This window comes from Streptococcus oralis, assembly GCF_021497885.1.
Lineage (GTDB): Bacteria > Bacillota > Bacilli > Lactobacillales > Streptococcaceae > Streptococcus > Streptococcus oralis_BQ.
The window spans coordinates 1,152,518-1,168,427 of record NZ_CP046523.1; the positions used below are offsets into that span (position 1 = coordinate 1,152,518).

Annotated in this window: 14 protein-coding genes and 4 pseudogenes; 3 read left to right on the top strand and 15 right to left on the bottom strand. The window is 41.6% G+C overall.

Annotated features, from left to right (window positions below; genetic code table 11):
* Positions 1–4: 4 nt before the first annotated feature.
* A complete protein-coding gene (ccdA2, locus tag GOM48_RS05835; RefSeq protein ID WP_235096411.1) occupies positions 5–715 on the bottom strand; it encodes a thiol-disulfide oxidoreductase-associated membrane protein CcdA2 in 711 nt (236 codons plus the stop codon).
* A gap of 143 nt (positions 716–858) precedes the next feature.
* Here ccdA2 and GOM48_RS05840 point away from each other — a divergent pair.
* Positions 859–996, top strand: a pseudogene (locus GOM48_RS05840) (transposase); the annotation flags it as partial.
* 80 nt (positions 997–1,076) lie between these two features.
* On the opposite strand, the gene GOM48_RS05845 reads toward GOM48_RS05840, so the two are convergent.
* From GOM48_RS05845 to GOM48_RS05895, 10 genes and pseudogenes are all read right to left on the bottom strand, one after another.
* Positions 1,077–1,937, bottom strand: coding sequence for a methionyl aminopeptidase (locus GOM48_RS05845; RefSeq protein ID WP_235096412.1), 861 nt, complete (start codon positions 1,935–1,937; stop codon positions 1,077–1,079).
* Positions 1,938–1,952: 15 nt separating this feature from the next.
* The gene (gene spxR, locus GOM48_RS05850; RefSeq protein ID WP_084947851.1) at positions 1,953–3,230 is read right to left on the bottom strand and encodes a CBS-HotDog domain-containing transcription factor SpxR; all 1,278 of its coding nucleotides are present in this window, start codon (positions 3,228–3,230) and stop codon (positions 1,953–1,955) included.
* Positions 3,223–3,774 (bottom strand): annotated as a pseudogene (locus GOM48_RS05855) (GNAT family N-acetyltransferase). Before GOM48_RS05855 ends, spxR begins: the two are co-directional and overlap by 8 nt.
* A gap of 15 nt (positions 3,775–3,789) precedes the next feature.
* Positions 3,790–3,939 carry a hypothetical protein gene (locus GOM48_RS05860; protein WP_235096413.1) on the bottom strand — a complete coding sequence of 50 codons (150 nt, stop codon included), beginning with the start codon at positions 3,937–3,939 and terminating at the stop codon, positions 3,790–3,792.
* 11 nt (positions 3,940–3,950) lie between these two features.
* Positions 3,951–4,429 (bottom strand): annotated as a pseudogene (locus tag GOM48_RS05870) (hypothetical protein).
* Entirely contained in the window at positions 4,410–4,922 is a 513-nt protein-coding gene (locus tag GOM48_RS05875; protein WP_235096415.1) for a hypothetical protein, read from the bottom strand. Before GOM48_RS05875 ends, GOM48_RS05870 begins: the two are co-directional and overlap by 20 nt.
* Positions 4,894–5,049 carry a hypothetical protein gene (locus GOM48_RS05880; RefSeq protein WP_235096416.1) on the bottom strand — a complete coding sequence of 52 codons (156 nt, stop codon included), beginning with the start codon at positions 5,047–5,049 and terminating at the stop codon, positions 4,894–4,896. Before GOM48_RS05880 ends, GOM48_RS05875 begins: the two co-directional genes overlap by 29 nt.
* 161 nt (positions 5,050–5,210) lie before the next feature.
* Positions 5,211–6,717, bottom strand: a pseudogene (gene pyk / locus GOM48_RS05885) (pyruvate kinase).
* A 66-nt stretch (positions 6,718–6,783) separates the two neighbouring features.
* Entirely contained in the window at positions 6,784–7,791 is a 1,008-nt protein-coding gene (gene pfkA, locus GOM48_RS05890; RefSeq protein ID WP_000820881.1) for a 6-phosphofructokinase, read from the bottom strand.
* Between the two features lie 80 nt (positions 7,792–7,871).
* Positions 7,872–10,973: a DNA polymerase III subunit alpha gene (locus GOM48_RS05895; protein ID WP_235096417.1), complete on the bottom strand. Its 3,102-nt coding sequence runs from the start codon at positions 10,971–10,973 to the stop codon at positions 7,872–7,874.
* Positions 10,974–11,139: 166 nt separating this feature from the next.
* Between GOM48_RS05895 and GOM48_RS05900 the strand changes: the two genes are divergently transcribed.
* Positions 11,140–13,413 (top strand): Xaa-Pro dipeptidyl-peptidase, encoded by a 2,274-nt coding sequence (locus tag GOM48_RS05900; RefSeq protein ID WP_235096418.1) that lies wholly within the window; start codon positions 11,140–11,142, stop codon positions 13,411–13,413.
* A gap of 16 nt (positions 13,414–13,429) precedes the next feature.
* Positions 13,430–13,900, top strand: a complete 471-nt coding sequence (locus GOM48_RS05905) for an arginine repressor (RefSeq protein ID WP_235096419.1) — start codon at positions 13,430–13,432, stop codon at positions 13,898–13,900.
* A gap of 55 nt (positions 13,901–13,955) precedes the next feature.
* Here GOM48_RS05905 and GOM48_RS05910 read toward each other — a convergent pair whose 3' ends face one another.
* From GOM48_RS05910 to GOM48_RS05925, 4 genes are all read right to left on the bottom strand, one after another.
* Positions 13,956–14,129, bottom strand: coding sequence for a hypothetical protein (locus tag GOM48_RS05910; protein WP_000502572.1), 174 nt, complete (start codon positions 14,127–14,129; stop codon positions 13,956–13,958).
* Between the two features lie 9 nt (positions 14,130–14,138).
* Positions 14,139–15,449, bottom strand: coding sequence for a GTPase ObgE (obgE, locus tag GOM48_RS05915; protein WP_235096420.1), 1,311 nt, complete (start codon positions 15,447–15,449; stop codon positions 14,139–14,141).
* 70 nt (positions 15,450–15,519) lie between these two features.
* Positions 15,520–15,654 carry a DUF4044 domain-containing protein gene (locus GOM48_RS05920; protein ID WP_000863854.1) on the bottom strand — a complete coding sequence of 45 codons (135 nt, stop codon included), beginning with the start codon at positions 15,652–15,654 and terminating at the stop codon, positions 15,520–15,522.
* A gap of 43 nt (positions 15,655–15,697) precedes the next feature.
* Positions 15,698–15,889 carry a PspC domain-containing protein gene (locus GOM48_RS05925; protein WP_001074503.1) on the bottom strand — a complete coding sequence of 64 codons (192 nt, stop codon included), beginning with the start codon at positions 15,887–15,889 and terminating at the stop codon, positions 15,698–15,700.
* Positions 15,890–15,910: the final 21 nt, after the last annotated feature.

Sequence of the window (15,910 nt, forward strand, 5' to 3'; positions counted from 1 at the left end):
CTCTCTATTCAAATAATGTAGTCAAAATGGAAGCATTTCCCAAAAGCACCAAGATTCCCATCACGATAATGAGGAAACCACCCACTTTTTTGAGGGTTCCGAGATAAGGGTGGAGTTTTCGAAAATGTTTCAAAACATAGCTGGAGGCGAGAGCTAGAACCAAAAATGGTAGCGCCAAACCCAGCGTGTAAACCAACATGAGACCAGCTCCCTGCCAAGCTCCTGAACCACCTGAAGCCGCCAAGGCTAAAACAGACCCCAGAACTGGCCCCACACATGGCGTCCAAGCAAAACTAAAGGTCAACCCCAGTAAAAATGCCTGACTATAGCCGTTAGCGTTTTGACCCTGTCTCTTTAATTGTAGTCTTCTTTCCTTGTAGAGCCCCTGCAAATGTAAGACTTCCATCTGATGCAAGCCCAAGAGAATGATAACCGCACCCGTCACATACTGAAACCAAGAAGCATACAGCAAATTGCCTAAAAAACCAGCTCCATAACCCAGTAAGATAAAGACAAAGGAAATTCCTGCTATAAAGGCCAGAGTTCGCAATAAACTAACAAGTGAGATTGAAAATTTTTCGCTAGGAGCCTGAGCACCATCTTTGTCATCCAACAAGACCCCTGCATAGACAGGTAACAAGGGTAAGATACAAGGAGAAAAGAAGGAAAGAATTCCAGCAAGAAAAACACTGATAAAAAAGATTACATTGTCCATTGCCTTCCTCCATTCTTTGATTTGATAGGACTATTATAGCCCCAAAACTCCAGAAAAAACAGGGACAATGATAGGGAAAAATAGGAATTTAATCAGTTTATTTAGAAACCTTCTACAAAAAAGTCCCATAAGATCTATAATGAAAAGCTACTAACAATCTCATTAAACTCATCAAACGAAATGCCTTTGGTTTTCGAAACTTTGAAAACTTCAAAAAAAGAATTTTCATCGCTCTCAACATCAAAAAAGAAAGGACGAAATTCGTCCTTTCTCGATCTTAGCTGACTTCAACCCACTACAGTTGACAAAGAGCTGATTTTTCTGTCTAACTTTTTGGGGGCGGTACGAGCTCCCTTCGTTTTTAATACGTTCCTTCTTCACCTTGACTGGTCAAGATAACAGGTCCATCTTTGGTAATCACGAACTGGTGTTCATATTGGCAAGATAGGCCGCCATCTATAGTCTTATGAGCCCAGCCAGTCTTCATATCTGTATCAATTTCCCAGTCACCAGTATTGATCATGGGTTCAATGGTCAAGACCATTCCTTCACGGAGACGGAGTCCACGACCTGCTATACCGTAGTTAGGAACCATTGGTTCTTCGTGCATAGTTGGACCAACACCATGACCAACCAAATCACGAACGACACCATAACCGCGACTTTCAGCATATTCCTGAATTGCTGCACCGATATCACCGATACGATTGCCGACAACTGCTTGCTCAATCCCTTTATACATAGCTTCCTTGGTCACGTCCATCAGGTTTTTCACTTCTTCAGACGGTGTACCAACCGCATAAGCCCAACATGAGTCAGCTAAACCACCAGTATAATTTTGGGTGTATTTTTTCATTTGCTCAACATTATTGAAGTTGAGTTTAGATACATTGAGGTCTGATTTGGAAATCGGACCGCCTAGAACCATGTCAACCTTGAGTAAATCGCCATCTTTCAAAATGTAATGACGTGGAAAAGCGTGAGCTACTTCGTCGTTGAGAGAGCAACAAGTGGCATAGGGGTAATCCATGACTGCCCCATCCACGCCAATCTGTAGAGGAAGGAAATTTTCCTCTTTACAACGTCGACGAACATACTCTTCAACTTCCCACATATCCACGCCTGGCTTAATCAAATCACGTAAGCCGATATGGATACTTGCTAGGAAATCACCAGCCTTGTCCATGGCTTCGATTTCACGTGCTGATTTTAAAGTTATCATTTTTTCTCCTAGATTCTAATTGATTTTAACTGTAACATTTGCTTTTGATACAATTTGATGACCATGATAAATATCATAATCAATAATGGCTGAGCGTCTCGTGTGGTGAATAATGCGTGCCTGAATCCGCAAAGTATCATCTATCTGAACAGCTTGCAAGAAGTAAATTAGCATCTGCTCGATGATGAGATTGCGTCTGCTATTTGCCACCAAATCCTGTGTCATGTGGGTTAAAATTTCAGCAAGAACACCATTTGCCAAAACTCCGTTTTTCTCAAGCATAAAGGGCTCAACTGTAATCACAACTTCGTCGTGATGATAAGACAACTTTTGTCCGATTTGCTCTGAAAAAGTCGGCAAAGCCGAAACCTGAGAGCGACTCATCTTATCCATGACATCTCGTCTCGTTACAACTCCGAGCAAAGTTTGATTGCTTCTCACGACTGGGACCATCTCAAAGTCTTCTGCTATCATCCGTTGACTGACATTGGCAATATTGGTCGCTAATCCTGTCACGAAAATGCTGCGCGTCATCACCTTATCAATCGTCGTGCTAGGGGATTTATCCCCTGCATCACGCATGGTAACAACTCCCACAACCACTTGATGCTGATTGATGACTGGGAAACGACTACTTCGATTCTTGCGTACCAAGTCTAGATAATCTTTCACTGTGTCTGTTTCTCTCAAAAAACCATACTCATGGCTAGGACGATAGAGCTTTTCAACTGTCAGAATATCGGTTTTGATTTGAACATTTGAGAGAGCTCTGTTGATCATGGTCGCTACTGTAAAAGTATCATGCTTACTTCTCAGGACAGGAATACCCTTTTTATTGGCAAGAGCTAGTACATCCTCGTGCACATGAAAACCACCCGTCACGAGAACCGCATTTTCATTTTCCAAAGCTAAAAGTTGAATACGAGTACGGTCTCCGACGATTAACAAACCACCATCATTCAGATAGGACAAGATATTCTGCTCAGTCATGGCTCCAATAGAAAATTTACTAAACTCTCTCTCTAACCCTTCCTGACCAGCTAGAACTTCAGAGGAGGTGACTTCAGCAATTTCAGCATAGGTTAGCCGCTCAATAGCCACTTTTTGGGACTTGACCCGTATAGTTCCACTACGTGGCCGAGTTTCAACGATACCACGATTTTCAGCTTCTTTAATAGCTCGGTAGGCTGTTCCGTCACTAACACCTAGGTGATTGGAAATACTGCGAACACTAACTCTCTTCCCAATTGGCAACTCTTCCAGATAGGACAAAATTTCCTGGTGTTTACTCATTGAATTCTCCTTTTATGTATCGAAATTCAAGATAGTCCCTCATTTTTCGTGTATAGCGATCGCTTCCCTTAAACTGTCGGACGAGGCTAAAACCCGATTTTAAGGCTACTTTTTGACTAGCTTGATTCTCCAGATGAGTGATGATGGATAATTGTTTTAAACCAAATTCTTCAAATGAAAGCTGACATAGTTTGGTAACTACTTCTGTCATATAACCTTGTGACCAAGAATCCTTTTTTAAGAAATAACCAATTTCTGCTTCTTTTTTGATTTCATCGATTTTTTTCAAATTTAATAGAGCCAATCATTTCCTGATTTCCTTGAAGACAAATTGCCCAAACACCCAGAGGATTCTTCATAAAATAGTTAGCAAGTGCGTACTGACTTTCTTCCAAATTTGCTTGACTGGGAAAAATAAACTGCAAATTCTCAGGGTTTGAAGCAATCTCGAAAAACGCTTGACTGTCACTAAAAAAGAAAGGACGCAAATACAAGCGCTCCGTTTCAAAAAAGAAAACATTGCTAATTTGGTCCAAATATTCATAATCACCTCAACGGCTTAGTCTTCAACGAGTGTAATATCTGCTCCAAGACTACGCAATTTTTCAATAATATCTGAGTAGCCACGAAGGATAAACTCAATATTCGTAATTTCAGTCTGGCCTTGAGCCATCAAGCCAGCGATGACAAGTGCAGCACCAGCTCGCAAGTCTGTAGCTTTTACACTTGCCCCGTGTACTTACGACCACCATTGTAGATAATGTGATCATTTGTAGTCGTAATATCCGCATCCATTTTTGCTAATTCAAAAACATGGTTAACACGTTTTTCATAGATCGTATCAATAATGGTTCCACGACCTTGAGCAGTCAGTAATAGCGGAGTTATAGGCTGTTGCAAATCGGTTGCGAACCCTGGATAGGAGCTGTTTTGATATTGATAGCCTTCAAATCGGACTGTTCTTCAACGAAGATACTGTCTTCTGAGACCGTCATACGAACGCCCATTTCCTCTAGTTTGGCGATAAAGCCTTCTAAGTGTTCATAGAGAACGTTGTTAATGCGAATTCCTTTTCCTACCGCTGCAGCCAGTGAAATATAGGTTCCAGCTTCGATACGGTCTGGAATTACTTGGTGACGAGTCCCATGAAGTTTCTCGACACCATCAATAATGATAATATCAGTCCCTGCACCACGAATATGGGCCCCCCATGTTGTTCAAAAGGGTGGCAACATCGATAATTTCCGGTTCACGAGCCGCATTTTCAATGACAGTGCGTCCCTTAGCTTTAACCGCAGCAATCATGGTGTTAATCGTTGCTCCAACGCTGACGGTATCCATGTAAATACTTGCGCCATGAAGTCCCTTACCTTGAGCAGATAAATTCATATTATCTCCCTCATAGCTGACCTTAGCACCCATGGCTTCAAAGGCTTTTAAGTGAAGGTCAATCGGACGAGGCCCCAAATCACATCCACCAGGAAGTCCAACTGTAGCTTCACCAAAGCGACCTAAAAGACTTCCGTAGAAATAATAAGAAAGCACGCAAGCTATTAATCTTGCCATAAGGCATCGGAATGTTTGAACACCTCTTGGATCAATCTCCAAAACATCCTCATAACGCTTAACAGTCGCCCCCATAATCTCCATAATTTCGACAAGACTAGCAACGTCCTGAAATATCTGGAACACAATCTAAAGTGACAATATCATCTGATAAGATAATAGCTGGAATAAGCGCTACAACACTATTTTTAGCACCACTAATGGTGATCTCACCTTGCAATGGACGTCCACCATTGATGACAATTTTTCTCATGTTATACTCTTTCAAAATTTACTAAAAAGGTCTTTCGTTCTATTATATCATAATTTTCAGTTTTTTCCATTCCTATTTACTAAATACCATCTCTATTTTGATTAAAAAACGACCTATCACTCAAGCTTTTTCAGCCTGAAATGATAGGTTTTAATGTTAGATTAACGTACTGTACGGATACGCATTGTGTTTGTTCACGAACAGCTTCGCCAAGTGGCCACCCTGCAACGATAACAATATCATCACCAGATTCTACCAAACCTTGCTCAACTGCAATTCTTTCAGCGAGATCAAACATATCATCAGTGTTTGATGGGCGATCAGTGGTTACTGGAAATAACTCCCCAGTTAAGCATCAAACCACGCTGAGTCAATTCATCGAAAGTGATTGCCAAGATATCAGCATCTGGACGGTATTTAGAAATCAAACGAGCAGTGTGACCTGTCTTAGTAAGAGTAACCACCAACTTGATATTCATAGATTGTCGCATCCTTAACAGCTGAAGCCATAACCTCAGTCTTAGAATTACGTGACAAGTTAACAGATGACAAGCGACCGTATTCTTTTAAAAGAGTTTGAGCATTCTTGTCAATTGTTGCCATTGTACGAACAGACTCAAGTGGATATTTACCATTTGCAGACTCACCTGAAAGCATTGTAGCGTCGGTTCCGTCGATAACAGCGTTAAACACATCTGATACCTCTGAACGAGTTGCACGTGGTTTTTCAGTCATAGTTTCAAGCATGTTTGTTGCTGTGATAGCGACTTTACCAGCTGCATTTACTTTTGTAATAATCATTTTTTGGTAAACTGGAACCATTTCGAATGGTACTTCAATACCCATGTCACCACGGGCGATCATGATACCGTCAGCAGCTTCAATGATTTCATCCAAGTTGTCAATACCTTGTTGGTTTTCGATTTTAGCGAACAATTGAACGTGACCGTTACCAGTTTCTTCACAGATTGCACGAACTTCGTTAACGTCTTTTGCAGTACGTACGAATGAAATCGCGATGAAGTTAATACCTTGTTCAAGACCAAAGCGGATATCATCGTTATCACGTTCAGCAAGAGCTGGGAAAGGAATTTTAGTGTTAGGGATGTTTACACCTTTTTGTTTAGCGATAACACCGTCATTTTCCACTTCAACTACAAATTCACGAGTTGCATCGTCTTTTTCTACAACGCGAAGACCAAGTTTACCATCGTCAACCAATACTTGGCGACCAACTTCAACGTCATCATAGATGTCAAGAGCACCAGCAACGTTCAAAGCAATCACTTCACGAGTTGATTTGATTCCTTGTTTAGTTGCAACACGGATTTTTTCACCAGTTTTGTATGAGTACTCTTTAGCTTCACCTTCGAACAATTCAGTACGGATTTCTGGTCCTTTAGTATCAAGAAGGAAACCAACTTTTTTACCTGCAAGTTTTTCAGCAAGTTTAACAGTTGCCATACGCTCACCTTGTTCTTGGTGGTCACCGTGTGAGAAGTTGAAACGGAAAGTGTTTGCTCCTGCTTCAATCAATTTAGCAATATTTTGAGCTGAAGCTTCAACGTCAAGTTTTTCACCCCAGTATCCGTCTTCACCGAATTTTTTACCACCACGGATTTCAACCGCAGGACCTAAAGTTGCAACGATTTTTACACGTTTGTTCATGATTTTTGTGACTCCTTTATATAATTCGACCTTTTATGGTCATGTTACCAAATTAATGAAAGTTGATTAGGACAAGCTCTTGTTCAAATCAGAAAGTTCAAGATCAGCTTTATGAGGGTTGTTAACAACGATCTTACCATCAGCTGTTAAGCTAAACAAAGCTCCTTCTTCTGCTGTACCAAGGATTGGATTCTCAACCATTTTTTCGTTACGGATACCAACAGCGACACCACCGATTCCTTGTTTAAGGAGTTTAACAGCGTGTGCCCCCATGCGTGATGCCAATACACGGTCACGCGCAGTTGGTGATCCACCACGTTGGATGTGACCAAGTTCTGTTACACGAAGGTCACTAGTGTCTCCTGCTTCTTTTAGTTTTTGACCAAATTCAGCTGCTGACATAACACCTTCTGCCAAAACGATAATGTTGTGTTTTTTACCGTGCTCATAACCAGCTTTGATACTAGCTACGATATCTTCCATCTTGAAGCCTTCTTCAGGGATGATAATTTCATCAGCACCAGTTGCGATACCAGCCCAAAGAGCGATATCACCAGCGTTACGTCCCATTACTTCAACAACGAAAGTACGACGGTGGCTTGATGAAGTATCGCGAATCTTATCAATCGCATCCATTGCAGTCGTAACTGCAGTATCAAATCCAATTGTGAAATCAGTACCTACGATGTCATTATCAATTGTGCCAGGCAGACCGATAGCTGGGAATCCATGCTCAGTCAAGCGCATAGCTCCGTGATAAGAACCGTCACCACCGATTACAACAACACCTTCGATCCCGTGTTTTTTCAACTGCTCAATCCCTTTAAGTTGACCTTCAAGTTGTGCAAACTCAGGGTAACGAGCAGAGTGAAGGAAAGTACCACCACGTGAAATGATGTCTCCAACTGAAGCAGCATCAAGTGGATAGATTTCACCGGCAACCATCCCTGCGTATCCATCATAGATACCAAAGACTTCCATTCCTTCTGAGATTGCTTGACGAACTACTGCACGGATGGCAGCGTTCATACCAGGGGCGTCTCCACCGCTAGTCAAAACAGCAATACGTTTCATTTGGTTTTGCTCCTTTTTCTTTTAACATTCTTATTGATTATACCACATTTCATTTGAAAATTCTTCTATTTTTCGTATTTTTAGCGATAAATCGTTTTCATAGCAATTCCCTCTAATTTTTCCTGTAAAGCAGGGTCTTTTTTTACAAAATGACAGGAGGAAACAATTGTTTTTTCTTCCTCTACATACCTGATAATAACAGGAATAGGGCCTTTATACTGGTCTAGGATATTTGAAATTTCTTTATCGTATTCATGATTTTTAACTTGAATCCAGAATCGTTCAGCGACTGCTTCTTTCAAATCTTGTGCAATCATTTGCAGACGACCATCTCGAGATTGAACTTTACCATTGATATAGTAAAATTTCCCTTCGGATAAAATGGAAGCAAATTTTCTATATTGGTCTGAAAATACAGTTACATCCATCCGAGACTTACTATCATGAACCTGTAGAAAGGCCATACTCTCGCCTTTCTTGGTTCGAATCACTTTAATCTTTTGAACTTCAACTAGGAGAGTGGCTTGAGCTCCCTCGGTTAGATTAGTGATTGGCGTCGTCGGATATAGGGCTTGTTTGGCAAGAGTTTGGAGAGGATGGGCACTGATACCAACCCCGATTAGTTCCTGCTCCTTGTAAAATTTCTCTGCTTCAGTAAAATCATCCGTCTCAGTCCAGCTATAGCTTGCATCTGCAAAGAGACCACCCAACTCCTCAACAAAAACAAATAAGTTAGGTAGGTTCACTAAGATTTTCTGGCGGTTCTTGTCAAATTCATCAAAAAGCCCCAATTCAACCAAAGGAGTCAAAAGCGATAGTTTCTTGTAATTCTTAGGAAGACGTGTGACGAAATCTTCAATGCTTGAGAAGGGACGATTTTCGATGATCCAGTAAGACAAATCTCTCAGTAGTCCCTTAATGGCTTTTAGACCAAGATAGATTTTCTTCTGGGCAATCTTATCATGATAGGGAATACTGTTGATTGCTAAAGGCGCTACTTCAAAGCCCATCTGCAATGCATCTACAATGTAATCACTGCTAGAATAATTCAACATGACTTGGAAGAAAATAGCAGGATAGTGCGTCTTGAAATAAGCAAGCTGGAAAGCCAGGGCTGAGTAGGCATAGGCGTGAGATCTATTAAATCCATAGCCTGCAAACTTTTCCATCACTGCAAAAACTTGGTTGGCCTTTTCTTCTGTATGCCCAAGTTTCATAGCTCCTGTGATAAAATCTTCCTTCATCAAATGCATCTCTTTAGCATTTTTCTTACCCATGGCTCGTCTGAGGATATCGGCTTTGCCAAGGCTGAAACCTCCAAAGCGCTGGGCCACCTGCATGACTTGCTCTTGATAGAGCATGATACCGTAGGTTGATGAAAGGATGTCTTCCAAGGCAGGATCCAGCACCGTCACCTTTTCTTTGCCGTGCTTACGAGCGACAAAGTTATCAATATAATCGCTTGCCCCTGGTCTGTTGAGCGAGGTCGTTGCAACTACCTCCTCAAATACTTGCGGCTGAACTCGTTTCAAGAGTCGAATGGCTCCAGGTTGTTCAAATTGGAAAATACCCTTGGTATTTCCAGTAGCAAAGAGGGCCAGAGTTTCTTTGTCTTCCAAATCAATCTCTTCGATTTTCAGATGAACACCCTCTGACTCAGCCAATAATTCCTGCATTTTTTGGACAAAAGTTAGGTTACGCAGACCTAGGAAATCCATTTTTAAAAGGCCATTAGCTTCGACACCATGAGCATCATACTGGGTGATCAGCATATCCTCACCGTATTTGAGCGGGATATAGTCCGTCAGGTCCTGGTCACTCATAACGACCCCAGCTGCATGGATAGAGGTCTGACGAGGATACCCTTCAATCTTTCGAGCAATCTCAAAAGCTTTTTGATATTCAATCTTACTATTGATGACCTGCCTAAACTGTAAATTCTTTTCATAGGCTGTCGTTAACGTATCTCGGAAACTGATTTTTTTCGTAATATTTGTTAATTCGTACTCTGGAACACCATAGCGTTTGAAAACATCACGAATTGCCTGTTTTGCTCCAAAGGTCGAATAAGTGACAATCTGCGCCACATGTTGACTACCATAGCGATCACGAACATAACGAATGAACTCTGGTCTATATAGGTCAGGAATGTCAATATCAATATCAGGCATGGTGTAGCGCTCACGATTTAAAAAGCGTTCGAAAATCAAGTTCTTTTCAACCGGATCAATTCCTGTAATATCCAGTGAGTAAGCCACCAGACTACCAACAGCAGAACCACGCCCCATTCCCATATAGTAGCCTTGGGAGCGTCCAAAACGGAGCAAATCCCAAACTACAAGGAAATAATCGTCAAAGCCCATATCATGAATCACAGCCAATTCCTCATTCAGTCGCTCATGATAGATAGCTGAGGTTAGCCCCTTGTCACTCAAGCCTTGCTCAGCTCTCTCTCTAAGTTCTTCGACCGCTGGTCTTTCAGGATTAAAGCGAGGGAGTTTTAAACTTGGGTCGATTTGATAGCTTACATTTTCTATCAAATCCTGGAGATTGGCAAGCGCCTGAGGGAAGCGATTCATAAAACGTGCTTCCAAGTCTGAGGCAGGTAAAAAAATCCCCTGTTGTGAATTTACATCCACTTCTCTCAGACTGACATTGTCCTTGACTGCTGACAAGATTTGTAAAACTTGATTATCTTCTTTTTCAAAAGAGTTGACCTGATAGAGTGGAAGAATGGGTCTAGTAAAGACTTCTTGAGGAGTATCTGGACTGATACCGATAAAATAATCATGCCCCAAATCCAGCTGTTCGACCCCATTAAAATAGGGAACAATAATGGCCACATCTTCGAGGTGGGAGGTGAAGTCAGACCAATTTTTCCGTCCAGTCATTTTTAAAGTGGATAACTTCATCAACTCTTGGTAGCCTTTAGTGGATAGGGCTAGAAAACGTAGAGAGAGATTCTCCTCATCTTTGACTAAAGTCATTTCTAGACCGACTAAAGGTCGAATGCCATGCTTACGAGTCACTTCTAGAAAATGATAGGCTCCATAGAGATTATCCACATCCATGATAGCAAGGTGAGAATAGCCGTATTCTTTAGCCATTTGTACATATTTCTCAATCGAAACCACACTTTCCATAAAACTGTAAACAGTCTTGGTATCGAGTTGTGCAATCATTCCATCTCCTCCTTGCTTTAGATATAGTACTATTATACCATTTTAAAAACTAGAATGAAAAGGTAGAAGACCATTCCTTTTAAAGTAACTTCATCGCAGGTCAACAATATCTTTTTTACCTTATTTTTGATATACTAAATTTAGAATATTTTCAAAGGAGAGCCCCATGCGTTTTAATCAATTCAGCTACCTTCCTGTTTCTCATTCGCAAGTTTTGCGCGAGTTATCCCAGCTTGGTTTGAAGCTGGCACCAGAACAAGCATCAAAAAAACAACTTGAACAATTTGTCCGCTGGAATTTTTTCACTTATTCTAACACGGATTATGCCTTGTCGACTTTGGCTGCGGATAAAGAAACAGATTTAGTAACCTTTTTCCAGTCAGACCGTGAGTTAACTGTAGAGATTTTCTACACAGTAGTTTTTCAACTTTTAGGATTTAGCTATCTTGTTGACTTTGAAGACGCCGAACAATTCCGTAAAAAAACTGGTTTTCCTATTATTTATGGAGATTTGATTGAAAATCTCTACCATTTGCTCAACACTCGAACCAAAAAGGGAAATACGCTCATCGACCAACTTGTTAGTGACGGACTCATTTCAGAAGACAATCACTACCACTACTTTAACGGTAAGAGCTTGGCAACCTTCTCTAGTCACGATGTCATTCGTGAAGTCGTGTATGTTGAGAGTCGTGTGGATACTGATAAAGACGGTCTCCCTGACTTAGTCAAGGTCAGCATTATTCGCCCTCTCTATAATGGACAGATTCCTGCGGTTATGACCGCCAGCCCTTATCACCAAGGGACCAACGACAAAGCCAGTGACAAAGCTCTCTACAAAATGGAAGGTGAGCTTGAGGTCAAACCTGCCCACATTATTGAACTTGAGGAGCCTGAGATTGATTTTGTCGAGCCTCATGGTCAAGCCGAACTCGTTCCTGAGTCTGAAGAAAAGCTAACTCACATCAATAGTTCTTACACTCTCAACGATTACTTCCTCCCAAGAGGATTTGCCAATCTCTATGTATCGGGTGTTGGAACCAAGGATTCCCAAGGTCTCATGACCAATGGGGACTACCAGCAGATTGAAGCATATAAAAATGTGATTGACTGGCTTAATGGCCGTTGCCGTGCTTTCACGGATCACACACGCAAACGTCAAATCAAGGCTGACTGGTCAAGCGGAAAAGTCGCAACAACAGGAATTTCTTATCTAGGGACCATGTCTAATGGTCTTGCGACCACTGGTGTTAATGGCTTAGAAGTCATCATCGCAGAAGCAGGAATTTCCTCTTGGTATAACTACTATCGGGAAAATGGTCTTGTGACCAGCCCTGGTGGTTATCCAGGTGAGGATTTTGACTCACTTGCTGAATTGACCTACTCCCGCAATCTCCTAGCTGGTGACTATATCCGTGGTAATGAAGCTCATCAGGCAGACTTAGAAAAGGTAAAAGGGCTTCTTGATCGCAAGACTGGTGACTACAATCAATTTTGGCATGACCGCAACTATCTGCTCAATGCTCACAAGGTTCAAGCTGAGGTCGTCTTTACGCATGGTTCCCAGGATTGGAACGTCAAACCACTTCATGTTTACCAGATGTTTCATGCTCTTCCTGACAATATTCGCAAGCACCTCTTTTTCCATCATGGGGCTCATGTTTATATGAATAACTGGCAGTCAATTGACTTCCGCGAATCCATGAATGCCCTCTTAAGCAAGAAATTGTTAGGACTTACAACAGACTATCAACTTCCTACTGTCATCTGGCAAGACAATACTGTACCGCAAACATGGCAGGGGCTTGGTGACTTTGGCAAGCAGGATGAACTGCATACCTTCTCTCTTGGAACTGAGGAAAAAGTGATTCAAAACCAGTATGATCAAAATGATTTTGACCGTTATGGCAAGACTTACCAGACTTTCAACACAGAACTTTACCAAGGAAAAGCCAATCAAATCACCATTGACCTTCCAGTAACTCAAGACATTCACTTAAATGGTCGAGTGGAGCTGAAACTTCGTGTCAAATCAAGTACAAACAAGGGTTTATTATCTGCTCAACTGCTGGAACTTGGACAAAAGAAATATCTACAGCCTTATCCAGCTGTTTTAAGTGCTAGAACCATTGACAACGGTCGCTACCACATGTTAGAAAATCTCTGCGAACTGCCATTTACTCCAAGCGCCCAACGTGTCATCACCAAAGGATACCTTAATTTACAAAATAGAAATGACTTACTGTTAGTAGAGGATATTACTGCAGATGAATGGATGGAAATCCAATTTGCCCTACAACCTACGATTTACAAGCTGAAAAAAGATGACACACTTCGCCTTGTTCTCTATACAACCGACTTTGAAATTACAATTCGAGATAATACAGACTACCACTTAACTATTGATTTAACACAGTCTTCTATCACCATCCCCTCATAAAAGGAGCCAGCCTCATATGAATAAATCTGAACATAGACACCAACTCATCCGTGCACTTGTAGCTAAAAATAAGATTCATACACAGGCAGAGTTGCAAGCTTTACTAGCTGAAAACGACATCCAAGCCACACAGGCCACTCTCTCACGCGATATCAAAACCATGAATCTATCAAAGGTTCGCGAAGCAGATCATTCTTACTATGTCTTAAATACTGGTTCCATCTCCAAGTGGGAAAAACGCTTGGAAAACTATATGGAAGATGGCTTGGTCATGCTACGCCCTGTCCAGCATCAGGTTGTCCTCAAAACCTTGCCAGGCCTTGCCCAATCGTTTGGAGCTGTTCTCGATGCTCTCAATTTTAAACAAATCATTGCCACCGTGTGTGGTGATGATGTCTGCCTTCTTATCTGTGAAAATGTTGAAGAAGCACAGACATGCTTTGAAATTCTTAAAAAATTTGCGCCACCATTTTTCTTCAATGACTAAAAAATCCCCCGTGATAAATACGATCACGGGGTTCTGTTTTATCAATGTTGATAGGCTATTTTTCTTCTTTATCAGCCTTCTCATTGTCTTTTTTTTCTCGTGCCAATCTAAGAGCACGTTTGGGATTAAGACGATTAAACAATTCTTCTAGTTTCTTTTCATTCCATACATCTGCTGCAGAAACAAAATTTCCATCTGCATCTCGGAATGATATCGGTTTATCTCCCATATCAATCTCCTAGTCTACAAATTCAAACTCAAATTTACCGATTCGGACCAAGTCTCCATCCTTGGCTCCACGCGCACGAAGGGCTTCGTCAACCCCCATACCACGTAACTGACGAGCAAACTTCATGACAGACTCATCACGATCAAAGTTGGTCATGTTAAAGAGTTTCATGAGTTTTTCACCAGAAAGTACCCATGTCGCATCATCATCACGACTAATTTCAAAGGCTTTTTCTTCCTCATCAAAGCCATAATAAGCTTCTTCTTCCATATCAGACTCATCATAGAGCAAGAACTCAGGAGTCTTATCCAACAATTCAGCTGTCGCATCCAAAAGGGGCGCCAACCCTTGCTTGGTCAATCCAGAAATAGGGAAGATGGCTGGAAGTTCCTCAAACTCGTCGTAATTTGCTGCCAATTTTTCCTTGAAGACTTTAAGATTTTCCTGGCTTTCAGGCATATCCATCTTGTTGGCTACGATAATCTGCGGACGCTCCATGAGACGAAGGTTATAGGATTCCAGCTCTTTATTGATAGCAAGGTAATCCTCGTAAGGATCACGTCCTTCGCTAGCAGACATATCGATGACATGGAGGATAACTCGTGTGCGTTCGATATGACGGAGAAACTGGGTTCCAAGACCAACACCTTGACTGGCCCCTTCAATCAAACCTGGAAGATCTGCTACTGCAAAAGATTCACCTGACTGGGTACGGACCATACCTAGATTTGGCACAATTGTCGTAAAGTGGTAGGCGCCGATTTTTGGTTTCGCTGAAGTAATGACACTAAGCAGAGTGGACTTTCCAACAGATGGGAAACCGACCAAGCCGACATCCGCCAAGATTTTTAATTCCAGTTGCAACTCACGTTCTTGACCTGGTTCTCCATTCTCAGAGATTTCAGGTGCAGGATTTTTTGGTGTCGCAAAACGGATGTTTCCTCGACCACCTCGACCGCCATGAGCCACGATAAATTCTTGACCATGTGCAATCAAGTCTGTAATGACTTTACCTGTTTCTGCATCACGTACAGTAGTCCCCTGTGGCACGCGAACACGAAGATCTTCTGCACCACGTCCATGCATTCCTTTAGTCATCCCTTTTTCACCGGATTCAGCCTTGAAATGACGGTTATAGCGAAAATCCATCAAGGTACGCAAGCCTTCGTCTACAACGAAAACAACGTTACCACCACGTCCGCCATCGCCACCCCAAGGACCGCCATTCGGGACATACTTTTCACGGCGAAAGGCAACCATACCATCGCCACCATTACCAGCCTTGACCTTGATCTTGGCTGTATCTAAAAACATACTCATATTTTCTTCTCACTTTAAAAAGGACTGGAAAATCCAGTCATTAGTTATTGTTTCTATCTTAGCAACTTGCTTAGAATCTGCTAAAAGCTCCAAGTGCTGTCGCAAAGATACCAGCAAGGGTTACAAACAACATAATTAGCACGACAAAAAGCGTTACTTTTTCAAACATTGTTTTTTTACGTTTTCCATTATCTCCAAAAGCCATCTGGACTCCTTTTTATTTCTCTTTGTTCTATTCTGATTCTCTTTTAATATTCGCTAGAAACAGGTGCAATTACCCATAAAATCAAGTAAGCAAGTACCCCTGCCCCATAACAAAAGGCAAGAACGCCCCAAATCACACGTACAATGGTAGGGTCAATATCAAAATAGTGGGCTACACCTGCGCAAACGCCTCCAATTTTTTGATCTCTACCACTTCTCATAAATTTTTTTGCCATATTTTATTCTCCTATATTTTT